Origin of the sequence: Taylorella asinigenitalis ATCC 700933, from assembly GCF_000687755.1 — a bacterium.
GTDB lineage: Bacteria > Pseudomonadota > Gammaproteobacteria > Burkholderiales > Burkholderiaceae_B > Taylorella > Taylorella asinigenitalis.
Window position 1 is genome coordinate 17,680 of the sequence record NZ_JHXN01000007.1, and the last position, 18,267, is coordinate 35,946.

The window sequence follows — 18,267 nt, forward strand, 5'->3', positions numbered from 1 at the left end:
TTTGATTACTGGCGGAATTGGCGTTTTTCCTTTAGGTCTTCGTAATCCTCTACGCTGCCAGCTGTTTCCCTAAAAGGATTGATATCCAGTCCGCCGCGTCTTGTGTACATTGCAAACACAGATAAGTATTTGGGTTGGCAATGCTTCCATATATCCGCATATATTCGTTCTACGCACTGCTCATGAAATCCAGAGTGATTTCGATAGGAAACGATATAGCGGAGTAATCCTTCATGATTTATTTTTTTATTGCCTGAGTATTTAATATGAACTGTTGCCCAATCGGGTTGACCAGTAACGGGGCAATTAGACTTAAGTAAGTGTGACTCTAATTCTTCAGAAATATAAGTCGAACCTTGAATTTCTTCTGTCTGAAGTAAATTTGTGTCAGGATAATATTGGAAAAAATCTATATCCAATTTATCTATATTTTGAATCCTAGAAGTGGCATTTCTCCTTATTACCGAATAAGAAAGCAGTTCTTCAGATTCATCTATATCAAAAAATTCAATTTTTACATCACCCTTGGTTGCATTTTTTAAATCTCGTGTCATTAGCTTTAAAACTTCCTCTTTTTCTAAATGTTCATTGTTAAATGAGTTCAGATAAAGCTTGAATGATTTTGACTCGATAAGAAAAGGGTTACTTGCTGGAAAAGTAAACCTAATCACCGCAATCTCAGGTTTTCCATTTGGATTAAGCCAAGAGAATTCATAAGCATACCAAATATCGACCCCTTGAAAATCTATTTTATTAAGATCGATTTCTGAACGCCCCAAATCGCGAGAGATTGGTTGAAGCAAACTAGAATCGTATCCTTGAGGATATTCGGTTGCTTTGCCTAATGCTGACTGACTTAAATCCATAACTATATACTCCAAAATATGCAGCTCCGGGACGCAATTTTGCTTTAACCCTTGAGCTTAAGTATTAAATCTCAAAGAACCTAAAGATGAAAGTCTTTAGGTTTTTTTTGCTTTATTTATCTTTTTTAAGATTGTTTATATTAATGATTTGTTCTTTTTCTAAATCGGGAAATGTGTCTTGATCAAAGGCAGTATCACCATCTTCAAAAAATTCACCAGTAGTTTTAAGATTTAAAAAGTCAAAAAGATCTGTGTCCAAAAGATGAGATGGAGCTACTGCAGATAATGCTTTAAATGTATTCCATACTTTTTTAGGACTCTGCTTTTCCCAAGTACGAATCATGTCGCCCACTTCCTTGCGTTTTAAATTTTCCTGAGAACCACATAGATTGCATGGAATAATTGGAAATGCTTTCTGCTTCGCATACTCTATGATGTCTTTCTCAGCTACAAATGCAAGAGGCCTAATAACCATATGCTTACCGTCATCGCTAACCAATTTCGGAGGCATAGTTTTAAGCTTGGCTGCATAAAAAAGGTTAAGAAAAAAAGTAGCCAAAATATCGTCGCGATGGTGTCCTAAAGCAATCTTATTGCAAGATAACTCATCGCTTACTCTATATAAAATTCCACGTCTTAATCTAGAACATAAAGAACAAGTTGTCTTCCCTTCAGGAATTATGCGCTTCACAATAGAATACGTGTCTTGATTTTCTATATGATATGGAACACCGATGCTTTCAAGATATTCAGGCAATATATGTTCTGGAAATCCAGGCTGCTTCTGGTCCAAATTTACAGCTACAAGATCAAATTTTATCGGGGCCCTAGTTTGAAGAAGACGCAAAACTTCAAGAAGCGTGTATGAATCCTTTCCTCCTGAAAGGCACACCATTACTCGATCTCCGTTCTCAATCATTCTATATTTTGTGATGGCAATGGCCGTCTCACGAACAATTCTTTTTTCTAATTTGTTGTCCATATTAGAAATCAGTTCTTGTAGAAATTAGCTGAACACCAACTGCATCAGAATCGGAGAAAGCTGCTGGTTTCCCAATCTTAAGATCGATTTTTTCTATCTCCTCAAATTCTCTATAGAGTCTTTTAGAGATAGAAATAAGTAATGTCTCAACCAAATGCACATGTTGTCTCACGGCTTCTTCATGAATAATATTTCTGATTTTTCTGTAGTCGAGTACTGTTTTTATATTTTTATCATCAACTTTAGTGGGTGTTTTTATATCTAAAACAATATCCACTTCTATGATTTGAGTGGATCGTAGCTCGTGCTCAAGAATTCCAATCTTCGCATCGATTTTGAGTTTATTAAAAAATATTTTCATCTGAGGCATTTTATTCGAATAGCTATAGCCAATTAATAGCAAGAATTGTAATGTTTACAGAGATTAAATTGGTTACAATCACTAAATTATTTCCACTAATTTTATTTTATGGCTAATCAAGTTTATGATGCTGTGATTATAGGGGCAGGACCTGCGGGCGTGTCCTGTGCAGTATGGCTATCATTGCTAGGGTTTAAGGTTGTAGTTATAGAAAGATCAAACCATATCGGAGGATTAGCTGCAAATAACCCATATCAAGATGTATGGAATGTGACAGCACCTGAATTAACAGGAGAAGATGCCGCAAAACAGATGCGTAAAAGTATTGACCATGCCCGTGTTCCCGTGCTTTTTGAACAATCTGTATATGATATTCAATCCGTAAGTTCACCATCAGATTTCAAACTCAATAAAGTAGAGCGTGGAGCTCCCCAATACAAAATCTTTTTTAAAAATACGAAGGACGGTTTGGAATCAAGAGCAATAGTGGCTAGAAGCGTGGTCATTGCCACAGGTGTAAAGTATAAAAGGCCACCAGAGATGGGGTCTAAAAATTATCCTCAAATTCTAGTGGGCCCAGGAAAACATGTATATCAGCATGATTTTGTTATGCGAGAAATTGCAATTCTCGGCGGCGGGGATAATGCTATGGAAAACGCTATATACCTTGCTCAGAGAGGGGCGAAGTCTATCGATGTATATAGTCGCACGCTTAGAGCGCAAAACAAATGGATGAAAAATATTCCTCAAGACTCTTTACATCTAGGCCCATATAAATTTGACCCCGATCATATGTCCGTAAACGGTAAACGATATGACACGATTTTAGTGTTCTACGGATATGAACCGCAGCTCGATGGTTTGCCAGATATTGGATTGCGCGTTCAGGAGAATGGCTATTTATGGACCGATGAAAAGACGGCACAAACCAATATACCAGGAATATATGCGATTGGAGAGGTTGCTAATCGTATGCATCCGTGTGTTGTTACTTCGATGGCTGATGGCATTGTTGCGGCAAAAGCCATTCAATTTGTATTGGAATTCAAGGACTAGTGCTTTGATGGAATGGTTCTCTGAACACATTGGTTTTGTCATAGGCCTAATATGGGTCTTATATATGATAGGAGTGGCGTTTTGGATTATTCTTCAAAAACGTGAGCCTTCTTCGACACTAGCATGGATTATGCTTTTGGGGTTTTTACCTTTTATCGGTATTGTCGTTTATTACTTTTTTGGTCCTAAAAAATTCAAACGTCAACGCAACGCTCGAAGACGAAGCCGCAAAACAATTTCGAAAAATGCGAATATTTGGGGTATTCAAGACGGATCTCATTACATAGATCCAAGCTACAAAGACATATCTTTACTAATTGATAACACTAGCCATACACCAACTACATATAGTTGGGAGTATAAATTTTATTCGGACGATGATATTTTTGAGGCTATTTTTGAAGGAGTTAGAAATAGTACAGAGTATGTTTTAGTGCAGTACTATCAATTCGATAGTGACACTATTGGTACTCGCTTTAGAGACTTACTTATTAAGAAACTGCATCAAGGGGTAAAAGTCTATTTGCTTGTGGATGCCTATGGTTCTAAAAGCCTGACACGTCGGTTTTTAAAACCTTTTTTAGATGCAGGTGGTCATCTTGAGTTTTTTCATAATCTAAGTTTTAAACGACTCCCGTCATTACTTAATTTTAGGAATCACCGAAAAATCGTAATTTGCGATGGTTTATATGCCTTTACAGGCTGTACGAATATGACGGATTTGGAATATCATGCGGCAAATCCAGAAGCCTTCCATGATGTGCATATCAGGCTAAATGGCCCATCTGTTATGTGGCTCGAGAGTGTATTTGCACAGGATTGGATTTATTCGACAGGGAATAAAGATTTATTTAGAGTTCTAAAAGATAGTTATAAGCGAAGAAATAATCGCAAACTCAATAAAGTAAATCTAAACACATCTTCATCCGACGATAGCGAAGATGATTCTAGATTTAGAGTTCAACTTATTCAATCTGGTCCAGACACAAAATATGCACCCATTATGCGTGCAATGATGGCTGCCATTCATAGAGCAAGAAAGCATATCTATTTAATCACGCCTTATTTCGTACCAGATGAGGCCGCAATTGAAGGGCTTACTTCAGCTGCATTGCGTGGCGTGGACGTACAAATTCTAGTACCTCTTATGAGCGATTTTAAATGGGTGACTCTTGCAACAAGATCTTGGTTTGATGAGCTCTACAAAGCAGGGGTTAAGATTCATCTATATCAACCAAGTATGATTCATTCAAAAATTCTTATTGTGGATGAGGATATTAGTTTCTTAGGCAGTGCGAATTTCGATAACAGAAGCTTTTATATTAATTTTGAAATTTCGATTCTCTGTTATGAAAAAGAGGCAAACAGCATACTTACTAAAGAGTTTAGAAATTGTGTCGCTAATTCAGAAACGTATGTCCCACAAAAACTAGGTCTTTGGACTCGATTCGTACATGCCCTAGCACGTTTATCGAGCCCTTTATTATAGCGATTTAGAAGCTAGCACAAGCCTTTTCTCTACAAGTTTATAAAGATAAATAAATGAGAAAGTCAAGCACAAATACACAATACCAGCCGCAGTGTATGCGATAAATGGCTCATAGAAAGTGCTATTAAATAGGCTGGCCGCATTAGTTACTTCATTTATAGTCACAGTACTTGCTAGAGAAGTTGCATGTATGGTCATAAGTACTTCATTGCTATATGCTGGCAATGCTCTCCTTAAACTCGAAGGTAATATAACTCTTCTCATAGTCTGTTTTCTGTCCATGCCATATGCATAAGCAGCTTCTACTTCTTTGCGATCCATATTTTTAATAGAACCTGAGAAGATTTGTGTAGTATATGCGGCTGTGTTTAATCCTAAAGCCGCAAAAATATAAATTTTCCCATCTTTTAAAAATTCAAATCCAGGCTGTTGCATAAGGTCCTGAATAAATCCGATGCTTGGAATCCCAAAGTAGAAAATATATAACTGAACTAGAAGTGGCGATCCAGTAAAAAAGAAAACATATGCTTTTATTAGAGGAGTAAAAATTGTTTTTCTCTGAAGCATAACAGCCAGAGGTACTGAGATACATATTCCAATGATTACGGACACTATGGATAAAAATAGTGTCATAGGCAATGCTCTAATACAATCGCTTAAGGCTTGCAACAACAAATCTAGGGATTCCATCAAACTTCAACCCCCTGTAAAACGCCTCTAGAATAATGCACTTCAAGATATTTGAATAATCTTAATGAAAGCCATGACCCCATTAAAAATACCAGAGCTGATAGAAGATTAAACGTAAAGGACATATGAGTAGCAGTACCTGCCATATGAGCTATTAGGGTCATATCTTCTAGTCCTATAAGCGATACCAATGCAGTTGCTTTATTTAGGACTAACCAGTTATTTTTCATTCCTGGTATAGCAAAACGCATCATAAGAGGGAAAATAATTCTAGTAGCCACTTGGAACTTGCTCATACCATAGGCTTCTCCAGCTTCAATTGAGCCTTTAGGAATGGCCAAAATAGCACCTCTAAATGTCTCTGTAAAGAAGGCCCCATAAATAAAGCTTAGGGTAAGAACGCCTGCAATCATAGGACTGATTTCAATATAATTCCATCCCATATATTCGGTGACTTGATTTAAGCCTATCTGGATACTGTAGAAAATCATAAGCATCCAAACTAATTCTGGAACCCCACGGACAAAAGTAGAATAGAAAGTACCGATAGAACTTATGACTCGATTTTTAGAAAGCCTAAACAAAGCCCCTACAAAACCAATTACTACAGCCAGTACTACAGAAAGTAATGCAACTTCTAGAGTAACCAATGCTCCTTGCAGAATACGGGGCAAATACTCTAGAAAAACTTCGAAATCTGTCATTTAGCACTATTTTGAACAATGAAACAGCAATTATTATAGAAATATCAAAATATTAAAAGTTGGTATTTTTACCCATATCCTTAAATAGTTCATATGATATATTCAAGTTACTAATTTCAAAATAAAGGGGGTTTTATGACTCTAGTTAGAAAAATTCTACTTGCTGGTTTTATGGCTTCGTCTATTGTTGGAGCAGCACAAGCAGAAGAAAAAGTTATACGTTTCGGCTCTGATGCCACGTATGCGCCTTTCGAATATATGAATGCTGAAGGCGAAGTGATTGGATTTGACATAGACATTGCCAAAGCGATGTGCGAGAAGATGAAAGCGAAATGTACTTTCCAAAATCAAGCTTGGGACGGAATTATTCCTGCACTTCGTGCTAAGAAATTCGATGTAATTGCATCATCTATGAGTATCACCCCTGAGCGCCAAAAAGCTGTAGCATTTACAAAGATGATTTGGAACTCTCCAAACCCACTAGTAGGTAAAAAAGGTACTACGGCTCAGCCTACACTAGAAGGTACTAAAGGTAAAGTTGTTGGCGTACAGCAAGCTACTATTCAAGATAGATATGCAACTAAGTATTTTAAAGATGCGACTATCAAACGTTATAAAACTTTCGATGATGCTCTAAATGACTTAGTTCTAGGTCGTGTTGAATTAGTATTTTGTGACGTTGGTGTGGGCGATGAATTCTTAAAATCATCTAAGGGTGGAGATTTTGAATTTATCGGAGATGCAGTACTATCTAAAGATGATCCAGAAATTTTCGGTGTAGGTACTGGTTTTGCGGTTCGTAAGCAAGATACAGAGCTATTAGAGGCTTTAAATAAAGCTTTTGATGAAGTGCGTGCAGACGGTACATACGATAAGATTCAAAAACAATATTTTAAAGTCGATATGTATCAGTAAGCTTTAACTATTGACGCATCCAAGTCTTCGCAGGGGTCTCTTCAGGCCCCTCATTTGTTTCTGCTTCAAGTAGCTCTTTATGGTCCATAGCCCAAATCTCAGCCTCTTGAGCCTCCGCCCAGTCCGCTGGACTTAAATCATCTTTCCATGTCACAGTAATATCAGGCCTATCTTCTGGGGTGGCAATGACATTCTCTTTCTCCATCTCAGGTGCAGAATCGAACACGACTGGCGGAGAATTTAGGCGTTTAACTATCTGTCTGAGATCATCTAGAAGCGGTGTGCTCGAAATATACAAAAGCACTAAGCCCACATAAACGGTAAATGAAAAGCCAAAATAACTATAGCCAATCGCCCCCGATACTCCCCCAATAAAAAATAAAATCAACACTTCGACCAAAAGCCAAAGCTTTTTCATATTTGCCCTAACTGGATGCACTTTCTGACCATCTCGATCGGCACGATTCCAATAAAAGGCCTTTCCTAGCTCGATTCCAATATCCGTTACGGTACCTGTCATATGCGTAGAACGTAATTTGTAATTAGATATATCAGTGATAATCGCATTTTGCAGACCCATAATAAAACACAATGTAGCCACCGTAAATGGCGTCCACAGCCACGCAACGTTAAGTTGGAGCCCGTCCATCACACCAAAAAATATTAAACCATTAGCCTCTATAAAAATTGGCAATGCATACTCACTCTGCCAATATCGATGCCTCGCAAAATTGATAATCATCGATGTACATGCTGATCCTGCAATAAAGGCCATCAATGCACCTAAGCCCCAAAAAAGATATTCAAGATCTCCTATGGTTAGCATATCAGCCATATGAGAGACTATTCCAGTCATATGTGACGTATATTCACCAACAGCAAAAAAACCACCAGCATTTATTGCGCCCGCAACAAATGACAAAAAGCATGCAAGTTCCACATTTGCAGAATATGTGCGTGCTTTACCAGTGAGTCTTCGTGAATATTTAGCTAACATCGCTTAAATTGAAGGAAAATGTAGTTATCTTTATTGTTTGATTTAAATTGCACTAAGTCGCAGATATATTTAATATTACATATCTTAATACAATTCAGTTACATAATAATGGAAATAAAAAGTATTTCAAGGCATTCATTGGACAAATGGAATGTAAATATGGCTATGGAACTATTTGATATGCCATTTATAGACTTAGTTTTTTTAGCACAAAAAATTCATCGCGATTATCATGATCCAAATAAAGTCCAACTCTCTACATTGATGTCTATTAAGACGGGTGCCTGTCCTGAGGACTGTAAATATTGCCCTCAATCAAATCGCTATCAAACACATGTAGAAAAAGAAAAGTTAGTTGCGGTCGAAGAGGTGGTTGAGGCTGCTAAGGCAGCAAAAGCTAGTGGTGCTACACGTTTTTGTATGGGTGCTGCTTGGAGAGGCCCTAAAGAGCACCATCTTGAAGTAGTAAAAGAAATGGTTAAAGCAGTAAAGGAGTTGGGCATGGAGACATGCGTAACCCTAGGTATGCTTAAAGAGGGTCAAGCAAAAGAGCTTAAGGATGCAGGTCTTGATTACTATAACCATAATTTAGATACGTCCCCAGAATTTTATGGTGAAATTATCACTACTAGAACTTACGAAGATCGCCTTGATACTTTACAAAAGGTGCGTGATGCAGGAATAAAAATTTGCTGTGGTGGTATCGTAGGAATGGGTGAGTCTAGGGCTCAGAGAGCAGGTTTATTGGTTCAACTCGCAAATCTAAATCCTCCGCCTGAATCAGTCCCTATAAATCAACTGATTCGTGTGCCTGGCACGCCTCTTGAAAATGTGGATGATCTCGATCAATTTGAATTTATAAGAACAATAGCCGTAGCTCGTATTATGATGCCTAAATCGGTTATACGATTATCAGCAGGTAGAGAACAAATGCCCGAAACAATGCAAGCTTTATGCTTTATGGCTGGGGCTAGTGCAATGTTTTATGGAGAATGTTTACTCACTACTTCAAATCCGCAAATTAATGCGGATCGAGCTTTGATGAGTAATTTAAAAATTCAAGCCGTAGCTGGTGGAGTGCAGGCTGCTACTCAGGTTTAGTTTCAGGTGCTTCTTCTTTTTTAGTATCTTCTGACTTAGGTTTTTCTTCTGGGTTAGAAGTTCTATAAACTAAAACAGAAACTTTAGCTAAAGAAATAACTTTATTAGTTACACTTCCAAGAAGAAGGCTAGATAAGCCACTGCGACCATGAGTAGCCATAAAAATTAGGTCGCAATTTTGCTCTTCAGCAATATTAACTATGCCCTCTGCAACATTGTAATTTCCGCTTATGATAGAGGTGAACTTAACATGTTCATTATTCGCATGTTCTAAGATAGGCTCAAGATATTCTTTCGCCTCCTGTTGAGCCGCTTCTTCAAAATCACCATCTGAGATTGCATATGAAGCAACCATACCATCAAAACCAATCAAGGTAGAGAAGGGTTGGGTAATATTGAGTGCTAAAACCTCCGCACCCATAGCTTTAGCTAAGGAAATACCAGCTTTAGCCGCTTCAAGAGAAATATCAGAACCGTCTATAGGTAGCAAGATACGTTTGTACATAAAAATCTCCCAACATTTGATAATATAATTTTACCACTTGTTATATCGTCAAATGTACAGTCAAATTTAGTCAAAGACTCATATCGGAAGCTCAACTTGACCCATATTTAATGCAATGTAAACTTCAGCCAACATTTGAGCATCTAACAAGGCACCGTGAGGATTTCTGTGTATTTTGGGATTGTAATTTTTATTTACTAATGTTTTATACAAAGCATCTAAAGAATATCGTTGCCTCGGGAACTCTGCCTTTGGAAATTTTTTTCTTCCGAGCAATACCGTATCAATAATATCAACCACATAATTTTTAAGGCTCGGTTTTCCACAAAGCCTAAGCTCGTTATTTAAAAATCCAAGATCAAAAGCTGCATGGTGAATTACTAGAATAGTGCCTTCAATAAAATTAAGAAATTCTTCGGCACAATCCGCAAATTTTGGTTTATCCATCAAAAATTGGCGACTAATTTTATGAGTTCTATAAGCCCCTGGAGACGAATCTCGCTCAGGATTAAAATACATATGAAGATTATGTCCCGTGCACTGGCCATCGATGACTTCCACGCAACCAAGCTCTATAACTCTATCGCCCTCGTAGTATTTAGAGCCTGTGGTTTCAGTATCAAGACTTATATAACGCATTTACCAGTTGATTTCTTTTTTGCTTTCTGCCGCTAGGGTGGCAATGTACTCGCTATGAGCCTTCATCTCTTCTTCGCTAACCTTAACGAGTTTCAAATCAAATTTGGATAGGTCTACTGATCCAGAAGTAACAGCTTCTCCATGTTCTTGTTTTGCTTCTACCTGAACTTCTGAAAACAAATCGTTTTGGCCAGAATTTAATTTAATAAAAACTTTAGCCAACATGGTGACATCAAGCAGAGCCCCGTGGATTTTTCTATCTTTTGATTTATCGAATGTTTCGTCGACTAAGTCTTTATATAGTTTATCGAGAGTAATTACGGCTGATGCAAATCCATTTTCTCGAGCATAATTACGAGAGTCAATAACGCCGTTTATAAACGAGTCTAATAATGGTTTTCCACATAATGAAAACTCAGTATTTAAGAACCCCATATCGAACGCGGCATTGTGAATAATAAGCTGAGCACCACTTAAATATTCGATAATTTGATCTGCTTTATCTGCAAATAATGGTTTGTCCGATAAAAACTCAGTAGTTAATCCGTGAACTCTTAGTGCATCTGGGTCCGAATCTCTTTCAGGATTAAAGTAGATATGTAGATCGTTACCTGTTAGTTTCCCATCAAGTAACTCAACACAACCAAGTTCGATAATTCGATGCCCAGACTTATAGTCCAGGCCAGTTGTTTCAGTATCTAGACAAACCTGACGCATTATTCATTCATGCCAGGAATTACCGCATGGAAACCATTATCCACGTGAATGATTTCGCCCGTAATGCCCTTAGATAAAGGAGATAGAAGGAATGCAGCTACATTTCCCACTTCCTCAATAGTTATATTTCTACGCATAGGTGCGTTCGATGCTACATAGTCTAGAATTTTGCTAAAGCCTTTAATGCCAGACGCAGCCAATGTTTTAATTGGGCCCGCAGAAATGGCATTACAGTTTACGCCTAGAGGGCCTAGGTCAGCGGCTAAATAACGTACAGATGCCTCTAGAGCCGCTTTTGCAACACCCATAGTGTTGTAGTTTGAGATTACTTTCTCAGACCCCAAGTAAGTTAAAGTTAAAACTGAACCTTGTGCCTTCTCTAAATATGGCAATGCTTCCTTAGCCAATGCAGGAAAGCTATATGCAGAAATATCGTGAGCTATCTTAAATGCATCTCTGCTCAAACCATCCAAAAATTTACCCGCAATTGACTCACGTGTAGCGAATCCAATAGAGTGTACAAGTCCATCAATAACACCCCATCTTTCACCAATTTGTCCGATGGCATTTTTAATTTCGTCATCACTAGAAACATCACATGAGATTACAAAATCGCTACCAAAACTTGAGGCTAATTCTTCTACACGCTCCTTAAAACGATCACCAACGTATGTGAACGCCAGTTCAGCACCTTGCTCATGACAAGCTTTGGCAATACCGTAGGCTATGGAACGGTCTGAAATTAATCCAGTGATAACTATCTTTTTCTTATCTAGAAATCCCATGGTTTTTCCTTATATTAAATTCTGAAAATTGAAGTTATCTTATCATACCCTAGTTTGTATGAATGGCCATTTTAATATTGGTGACATATTAGGGAATTAGTCTTATATAACCTTTTTTAAGGAGACAAAAAAATGAAATTACTAAATCGTTTCCGTAATGAGTTTACTTCTAAAGACTGCTCATCAACTGTTCCTGAAACTACTGTGGATAAGGAAATTCAACAAGTAATTAATGAATTGACTCAATCAATTCTTCCAAATAAAGACGATTCTATTAAACCACTAATGGAAGTAAGTCTTAAATAAAATAAGGGGCTTTTAAGCCCCTCAAATCACATTAAATCACACACAAGCTCACAAGCAAAATAATCCGTGTTCCTAGTCAAATACTACAGTCTTACTGCCGTTGATTAATATGCGATGCTCAATATGGCTTCGCACTGCACGTGATAACACCAAAGATTCAATATCGCTCCCTACATTAACAAGATCTTCCGCCGTGTGTCTGTGATCTACATGCTCGATTTCTTGCTCTATTATCGGACCCTCGTCTAAATCCGAAGTTACATAGTGAGCAGTAGCACCGATTATTTTTACCCCACGTGCATAAGCTTGATGATATGGTTTCGCACCTTTAAAACTAGGCAAGAAACTATGATGTATATTTATGGCTTTGCCGCTCAAAGCTTCACACATTTCATTTGAAAGAATTTGCATATATCTAGCAAGCACTACAAGATCAACTTCTAATTCATCAACAAGACGCAAAATTTCAGTCTCTTGCTCCTTGCGATTTTCTTTCGAAACAGGTAGATGATAAAAAGGAATTCCATAGCTTTTCGAGAGTTTCTCAAAAACTCTATGATTAGAGACTACGCCCACGATATTGATGGGCAGATTGCCGCTTTTTGTCCTAAAAAGCAAATCATTAAGACAATGTCCCTGTTTACTTACTAGAATAAGAACATTGCTTTTTTGCTCTAAATCCCATATTTTCCAATTCATATCGTATTGGGTGGCAATGCCCCCGAACTTCTCCCGCAGAGTTTCTAAATCAAAGTTTTCAAGCGAGAAATGCACACGTAAGAAGAAAGTTTTGGAGTCGTAATCGCCAAACTGCTGGGAATCGATAATATTTCCGCCAAGATTAAGAAGAAAACCAGATACAGTGTGAACAATACCTGTACGATCAGGACATGATAGTGTGAGAATGTAATGTTTCATGCAAATAAAAACCCAAAGCAATAGGGGCTTTGGGTCTGAAAAATAAAAATAAAAATTAACTTTTACCTAAGATACCAGATTTAGAAGTATCAGATGATGAACTAATTGTGTAATTTCTAACTGTACCGTTTTTATTAAATTCGAAAATGATAGATTTGCCTTTGCTGTCATTACCTGAAGAGAACATATCTACTACAGGAATAAAGTTAGTTACGTGAGATGTAGATTCGCCATAACGATAAACCCAAATTTCATAACCATTGTTATAAGTCAATTCATTAGGTTCGCCATAATATGCCCTAATATCATATTTTGTAGTTTTGCCTTTAACAACAGTTTCTTTTAGTTCTTCAACCGTAACATCTTTAATAGCAGCATTTCCTGAGCTCGCACAGCCAGAGATAATAGCTGCAGAAGCTAATACTGTAGCAATAAGAATATTTTTCATGAGGAATTCCTTAGAGAGGTGTTTCAGACGATTATATTATATGTATGGTACTGTTACATAAGATTAACTAATAAGCTAAATAAATTGGCTTGATTATATTTAGGGTAATGATGGTGGTAAAGGCTGAAAATAAAATGTGAGACCCGCATAAATACAGGCTTTCAAGCAAATTTTTGGTGCCCGAGGCCGGAATCGAACCGGCACGCCTTGCGGCGGGGGATTTTGAGTCCCCTGCGTCTACCAATTTCACCACTCGGGCTTACGTGGAAAAGTTAAAAATTATACCAATAAATTCTATTATTGTTAAAGTTTTATGAATTCTCTAAAGATAGTGGTATTTCTCTAAAAGTGCAGCCACCATATTTTCTATATTTTGCCCAGTTGAAAAATGGACCTGGGTCGTTTTTTCTTCCAGGAGCGATATGCTCATGTCCCCTGATATCGGTAATTGGGTAACGGTATTTTAAGATCTTAGTAAGTGACGAGAGGCTTTTATATTGTTCTTCTGTAAATGCATCTATTTCAGAGCCTTCTAGTTCTATGCCCAGTGAAAATTCATTGCATTTTTCACGTCCACCGAAAAAAGAAATACCAGCATGAAAAGCCATCTTATCCGTACTTACAAACTGAATTATTTCGCCCGTCCTTTTGATTAAAAAATGAGAGGATACTCTTAGATGTGAAATATTTGCAAAATAGGGGTGATCGTGTGGGTCCAATGAATTTGTGAATAATTTCTCTACATAAGTCCCACCATATTTATAAGGTGGCAATGATATGAAATGCACTACAAGTAGTGAAATTTGAGTTCCAGAAGGGCGTTCTACGAAATTAGGAGATAAAACTTTGGGGCAATTGCTTAAAAAGCCGCATCTATCGATATATGTATAATTCAATTTTCTTTTTTAGGTCGAGATAGGGCCATGCGTTTATGGTCATCGCAACAGTAGTGTTTTCCATCGGCTTTAACGATTTCACTTTCAGGAGTATGTAAGCCGCAGAAATCACACTCAATCATATTTTCTGGAGATGCATGAGATGCCTCTGAGTCAAAATTTTTATAGCTTTCTTCAACACGTTTGCGGTTTTCTCGGGCAATCTGACTGGAACGATTGAACTGACGAAAAATACCCCAAGCACCTACAAGAAAGAAAAATACTATCGCTAAAGATAGAACAAAAAACAGAAGCCTAATCATAATAACAACTAAACCCTATGTAGTAGAACTTCAAGTATAAACCGAGTTCCAGTATAAGCTAGAAAAAGCAATGCAAACCCTATAAGAGTCCAACGCAAATAACTTCGTCCCCGCCAACCCCAAATCGATCTACCAATCAGTAATACACCAAAGATTATCCATGAGAACAAGGTAAAGAAAGTCTTATGGTCTCGTGGCAATATAACCCCTCGCATATCCATAGACACGAAAATGCCAGTAATTATGGAAATTGTTAATAATAAAAAACCAACCCAAATAATGCGATAAAGCATTCTCTCTTGCACCATAAGAGGCGGTTGTGCATTTATCAATCTTGCAAAAATAGAAGTTTGCTTAGTTAAGTCAGTAGGTCGCCTTAAGTACTTATCTAAGAAAAACATAATAATTACTTGAATAGCAGCAATAGCGATAATGGCATAAGCAAAAAATGAAAATACCATATGCACTAAAAACATATTATTAAGTATTGGTATACCTATGCTTTGTTCTGATGGTGGAAATATCGCCGCAATCAAACAACTTAAAGCTGCAGCTGGGAAAATTAGATATAGGTAACCTCTAATTTTCAATAATGTACTTTCAAACAAATAGAATAGAAGACCTAACCACATCATAAAAGATATGCTTAATGCCCAATTAATTTTTATAGTCGTTAAACCATGGTGGCTTGGGGTGAACATATTAAAATGAACAGCAAAGCCATGTACAACTGCTGTTGCGATAAGCAATAACTGGAGAAGAATATTTTGGCGTTCGCGCTGTAAAAGTAAGCCTAAAAGCAAATACATCAGAGCAGCAACGTAATGAAGAACGACATCATTCGACATCTATAAAGCCTTCAACTTATAATTGATGTAAATCACAAGTATAACCTATTAAATCTCAATTAAATGTTCGAAAATTTATCAAATCGTTTAGCCCGTGTAATGCAAACAATGCGAGGCGAAGCACGTCTAACAGAGCAAAACACAAAAGACATGCTGCGCGAAATTCGTATGGCCCTGATAGAGGCCGACGTGGCATTGCCAGTAGTGAAATCTTTTATAGATGAAGTCAAGTCTAAGGCTATGGGGCAGGATGTGGCCACAAGCCTAAATCCCGGTCAAGCCTTGGTGGGCGTTGTTCATAAAGAATTAACAGCTCTTATGGGTGGAGATTTAGGGGAGCAAGCATCACAGCTTTCTTTAGCCGCTCAACCACCAGCAGTGATATTAATGGCTGGTCTACAAGGGGCCGGAAAAACTACCACCGTAGGAAAATTATCGAGATTGCTGGTTAAGGGTTTATTGCCAGCAGGGAATAATAAAAAGCATAATCCTAAAAAAGTGCTTGTTGTTAGTGCGGACGTATATAGACCAGCGGCCATAGAACAATTAAAAACTGTCGCCCAACAGGCGGGGGTGGATTTCTTTCCATCGACTTCAGATCAAAAGCCGCTTGATATCGCAAAAGCGGCTCTAGACCATGCGAAACGTCAATTCTACGATGTGCTTATTGTGGATACGGCGGGGCGTCTTGGTATCGATATGAACATGATGAATGAGATTAGTGAGCTGCATAAGTTCTTAAATCCAGTTGAAACTTTGTTTGTTGTCGATGCGATGCAGGGGCAAGATGCCGTAAATGTAGCGAAAGCTTTTGCGGAGGCATTGCCACTAACAGGTGTAGTGCTCACGAAGATGGACGGTGATGCACGAGGCGGGGCAGCTTTATCAGTACGTAAGGTAACTGGAAAGCCTCTGAAATTTATAGGTGTCTCTGAGAAGCTAGATGGGCTTGAACCATTCCATCCTGAACGCATGGCTCAAAGAATTTTGGGGATGGGTGATATCGTCTCTCTTGTTGAGCAGGTGCAGAGTAATATCGATATCGCTGAGGCCGAGCGCATTGCCAAAAAAATTAAATCTAAAGATAAATTTGATTTGAATGATTTTAAAGATCAGCTTCAACAGGTCAAGAAAATGGGCAGCATGACTAGTCTTATGGAAAAACTGCCTGGACAATTCTCGCAAATGGCTGGCCAAATCGATGAACAGCAAGCAGATAAGCATCTTCGCCGAACTGAGGGCATTATTAATTCAATGACACCGCACGAGCGACGTAAACCTGAAATTATTAACGGAAAACGCAGGCAGAGAATTGCAAAAGGTGCGGGTGTGCCTGTGCAGGAAGTCAATAAATTGCTTAAGCAATTTGAGCAGATGCAGGGCATGATGAAGCAGCTCAAAAAAGGCGGTATGGGCAAGCTTATGAAAGGTATGAACAGTCTTGCGGGTATGGGTCGCTTTATGGGTGGAAGACGATAAAAAAATAAAAAAAGTGCACCACGAGGGTGCACTTTGGTTTAAGCTTAAAAAAAATTAAGCTACGTTTTCTGGAATACGAAGAACTTGACCTGGATAGATTTTATCTGCTGAAGAAAGCATAGGTTGATTTGCTTCGAAGATTGAGTTGTATTTGTTAGCGTCACCGTAAACTTCTTGAGAGATTTTAGAAAGAGTGTCACCTTCTTTTACAGTGTACATTTTTGATTCTTTCTGACCATCAGGAACTTGAACGTTACTTTCAACTTGAGAAATACCTTTATTATTTCCTAAAGCTAGTGCAATACGCTCAGCAATTTCTTGAGATTTAGCAATACCATCTAAAAAGATTTTTTCGCCATCACGTTTGATTTCGATACCGTCAGTGTCGATATTTTGTTTAGCAAGTTGGCTTTTAAGTTGCTCAGGAGATTGATTTTGATCGTCGTCTGAACCGAATAAAGATTCACCAGCTTCTTTAATGAAATTGATAATACCCATTTTTCTTCCTTCATAAATGTAAGTTAAGGAAAATTTATTATACAGGTCGAAAATTAATGTTTTTTGAAAACCAAGTCCCATGAACCGTGGCCTAGCCTAAATCCACGAGTCTCAAATTTGGTTTGAGGTCTATAACTAGGTTTGTCGGAAAACCCGTGTTCATAGGGGCTTTGATTAATCAGCAATTTGTTTTTAGATAAAACTTCAAGCATTTGATGAGCATATTCTTCCCAATCAGTTGCACAATGAATGTAACCTCCTGATACAAGTCTTTGGCAAAGAATTTCTACAAATTCATCTTGTATCAAGCGTCTTTTGTGATGTCTTTTTTTATGCCAAGGGTCAGGAAAGAAAATATGTACTCCACTTAAGCTCTCTAATGGAATCATCTTTGTGAGCACCACATAAGCATCTTCTTTTATAAGCTTAATATTGCTTAAATTAGAGTCGCGGATTCGCATAAGCATGGCACCAACGCCTGCAGCAAAAACCTCAACGCCGATAAAATTATGGTCGGGTTTAGCTAAGCAAATCTTTTCGGTTGTTTCGCCCATGCCAAACCCAATTTCTAATATAGTGGGGGCAATGCGTCCGAATTCATGCTCAAAATTTAAAAGCTTCTCAGATGAGGGTATAAGCCACTTAGGGCCTAAAATCTCAATAGCCCGAGCCTGCCCCGTGGTCATACTATTTCGTTGAGAACTAAAAGAACGTATTCTTTTAAATTCTTCCAGAATGGGATTGTTTGACTGCTTTTGAGTCATA

23 protein-coding genes and 1 tRNA gene are annotated in these 18,267 nt (G+C 37.9%); 6 read left to right on the plus strand and 18 right to left on the minus strand.

Translation table 11 applies throughout. The features are described 5' to 3' along the window. Positions 1-5: 5 nt before the first annotated feature. From queF to T432_RS0104960, 3 genes are all read right to left on the minus strand, one after another. A complete protein-coding gene (gene queF, locus T432_RS0104950) occupies positions 6-866 on the minus strand; it encodes an NADPH-dependent 7-cyano-7-deazaguanine reductase QueF (RefSeq protein ID WP_028884408.1) in 861 nt (286 codons plus the stop codon). Between the two features lie 112 nt (positions 867-978). Then, positions 979-1,848, minus strand: a complete 870-nt coding sequence (gene ttcA / locus T432_RS0104955; RefSeq protein WP_028884409.1) for a tRNA 2-thiocytidine(32) synthetase TtcA — start codon at positions 1,846-1,848, stop codon at positions 979-981. 1 nt (position 1,849) lies between these two features. Next, the gene (locus tag T432_RS0104960; RefSeq protein WP_014110974.1) at positions 1,850-2,218 is read right to left on the minus strand and encodes a dihydroneopterin aldolase; all 369 of its coding nucleotides are present in this window, start codon (positions 2,216-2,218) and stop codon (positions 1,850-1,852) included. Positions 2,219-2,317: 99 nt separating this feature from the next. On the opposite strand from T432_RS0104960, the gene T432_RS0104965 reads away from it, so the two are divergent. After that, positions 2,318-3,265: an NAD(P)/FAD-dependent oxidoreductase gene (locus T432_RS0104965; RefSeq protein ID WP_014110975.1), complete on the plus strand. Its 948-nt coding sequence runs from the start codon at positions 2,318-2,320 to the stop codon at positions 3,263-3,265. Positions 3,266-3,272: 7 nt separating this feature from the next. After that, positions 3,273-4,754, plus strand: coding sequence for a cardiolipin synthase (gene cls, locus T432_RS0104970; RefSeq protein ID WP_028884410.1), 1,482 nt, complete (start codon positions 3,273-3,275; stop codon positions 4,752-4,754). Here cls and T432_RS0104975 read toward each other — a convergent pair. Further along, on the minus strand, positions 4,749-5,444 hold the full coding sequence (locus T432_RS0104975) for an ABC transporter permease (protein ID WP_028884411.1): 696 nt from the start codon (positions 5,442-5,444) through the stop codon (positions 4,749-4,751). The genes cls and T432_RS0104975 overlap by 6 nt on opposite strands. Further along, positions 5,444-6,148 carry an ABC transporter permease gene (locus T432_RS0104980; RefSeq protein ID WP_028884412.1) on the minus strand — a complete coding sequence of 235 codons (705 nt, stop codon included), beginning with the start codon at positions 6,146-6,148 and terminating at the stop codon, positions 5,444-5,446. Before T432_RS0104980 ends, T432_RS0104975 begins: the two co-directional genes overlap by 1 nt. A gap of 135 nt (positions 6,149-6,283) precedes the next feature. Between T432_RS0104980 and T432_RS0104985 the strand changes: the two genes are divergently transcribed. Then, complete coding sequence (locus T432_RS0104985) at positions 6,284-7,063, plus strand: transporter substrate-binding domain-containing protein (protein WP_028884413.1); 780 nt, start codon at positions 6,284-6,286, stop codon at positions 7,061-7,063. Positions 7,064-7,070: 7 nt separating this feature from the next. Here T432_RS0104985 and T432_RS0104990 read toward each other — a convergent pair whose 3' ends face one another. Then, the gene (locus T432_RS0104990; protein WP_028884414.1) at positions 7,071-8,060 is read right to left on the minus strand and encodes a YoaK family protein; all 990 of its coding nucleotides are present in this window, start codon (positions 8,058-8,060) and stop codon (positions 7,071-7,073) included. Positions 8,061-8,168: 108 nt separating this feature from the next. Here T432_RS0104990 and bioB point away from each other — a divergent pair, with 108 nt between their 5' ends. Then, complete coding sequence (bioB, locus tag T432_RS0104995; RefSeq protein WP_028884415.1) at positions 8,169-9,161, plus strand: biotin synthase BioB; 993 nt, start codon at positions 8,169-8,171, stop codon at positions 9,159-9,161. Here bioB and T432_RS0105000 read toward each other — a convergent pair. The 4 genes from T432_RS0105000 to T432_RS0105015 all read right to left on the minus strand — a co-directional run bounded on the left by T432_RS0105000 (position 9,148) and on the right by T432_RS0105015 (position 11,807). Continuing rightward, on the minus strand, positions 9,148-9,666 hold the full coding sequence (locus T432_RS0105000; protein WP_028884416.1) for a universal stress protein: 519 nt from the start codon (positions 9,664-9,666) through the stop codon (positions 9,148-9,150). The genes bioB and T432_RS0105000 overlap by 14 nt on opposite strands. A 78-nt stretch (positions 9,667-9,744) precedes the next feature. Beyond that, positions 9,745-10,305, minus strand: a complete 561-nt coding sequence (dnaQ, locus tag T432_RS0105005) for a DNA polymerase III subunit epsilon (RefSeq protein WP_028884417.1) — start codon at positions 10,303-10,305, stop codon at positions 9,745-9,747. Beyond that, positions 10,306-11,022 carry a DNA polymerase III subunit epsilon gene (gene dnaQ, locus T432_RS0105010; protein WP_049959888.1) on the minus strand — a complete coding sequence of 239 codons (717 nt, stop codon included), beginning with the start codon at positions 11,020-11,022 and terminating at the stop codon, positions 10,306-10,308. Then, a complete protein-coding gene (locus tag T432_RS0105015; protein ID WP_015552091.1) occupies positions 11,022-11,807 on the minus strand; it encodes an enoyl-ACP reductase FabI in 786 nt (261 codons plus the stop codon). Before T432_RS0105015 ends, dnaQ (T432_RS0105010) begins: the two co-directional genes overlap by 1 nt. A gap of 132 nt (positions 11,808-11,939) precedes the next feature. Between T432_RS0105015 and T432_RS08555 the strand changes: the two genes are divergently transcribed. Further along, the gene (locus tag T432_RS08555; RefSeq protein WP_014110986.1) at positions 11,940-12,113 is read left to right on the plus strand and encodes a hypothetical protein; all 174 of its coding nucleotides are present in this window, start codon (positions 11,940-11,942) and stop codon (positions 12,111-12,113) included. Between the two features lie 72 nt (positions 12,114-12,185). Here T432_RS08555 and purU read toward each other — a convergent pair whose 3' ends face one another. From purU to T432_RS0105050, 6 genes are all read right to left on the minus strand, one after another. Then, positions 12,186-13,031, minus strand: a complete 846-nt coding sequence (purU, locus tag T432_RS0105025) for a formyltetrahydrofolate deformylase (protein ID WP_028884419.1) — start codon at positions 13,029-13,031, stop codon at positions 12,186-12,188. Between the two features lie 55 nt (positions 13,032-13,086). Continuing rightward, the gene (locus T432_RS0105030; RefSeq protein ID WP_015552090.1) at positions 13,087-13,479 is read right to left on the minus strand and encodes an SEN1984 family lipoprotein; all 393 of its coding nucleotides are present in this window, start codon (positions 13,477-13,479) and stop codon (positions 13,087-13,089) included. Between the two features lie 174 nt (positions 13,480-13,653). After that, a tRNA-Leu gene (locus T432_RS0105035) sits at positions 13,654-13,738 on the minus strand. A 52-nt stretch (positions 13,739-13,790) separates the two neighbouring features. Next, positions 13,791-14,375, minus strand: a complete 585-nt coding sequence (gene ampD / locus T432_RS0105040) for a 1,6-anhydro-N-acetylmuramyl-L-alanine amidase AmpD (protein ID WP_028884420.1) — start codon at positions 14,373-14,375, stop codon at positions 13,791-13,793. Further along, positions 14,372-14,677, minus strand: a complete 306-nt coding sequence (locus T432_RS0105045; protein ID WP_028884421.1) for a PP0621 family protein — start codon at positions 14,675-14,677, stop codon at positions 14,372-14,374. Before T432_RS0105045 ends, ampD begins: the two co-directional genes overlap by 4 nt. Positions 14,678-14,685: 8 nt before the next feature. Next, the gene (locus tag T432_RS0105050; protein WP_028884422.1) at positions 14,686-15,525 is read right to left on the minus strand and encodes a cytochrome C assembly family protein; all 840 of its coding nucleotides are present in this window, start codon (positions 15,523-15,525) and stop codon (positions 14,686-14,688) included. Between the two features lie 63 nt (positions 15,526-15,588). Between T432_RS0105050 and ffh the strand changes: the two genes are divergently transcribed. After that, a complete protein-coding gene (ffh, locus tag T432_RS0105055; protein WP_028884423.1) occupies positions 15,589-17,004 on the plus strand; it encodes a signal recognition particle protein in 1,416 nt (471 codons plus the stop codon). A 54-nt stretch (positions 17,005-17,058) separates the two neighbouring features. Here ffh and lysM read toward each other — a convergent pair whose 3' ends face one another. Then, positions 17,059-17,502, minus strand: coding sequence for a peptidoglycan-binding protein LysM (lysM, locus tag T432_RS0105060; protein ID WP_015552085.1), 444 nt, complete (start codon positions 17,500-17,502; stop codon positions 17,059-17,061). A gap of 53 nt (positions 17,503-17,555) precedes the next feature. Continuing rightward, positions 17,556-18,266 carry a tRNA (guanosine(46)-N7)-methyltransferase TrmB gene (gene trmB / locus T432_RS0105065; protein ID WP_028884424.1) on the minus strand — a complete coding sequence of 237 codons (711 nt, stop codon included), beginning with the start codon at positions 18,264-18,266 and terminating at the stop codon, positions 17,556-17,558. Position 18,267 lies beyond the last annotated feature (1 nt).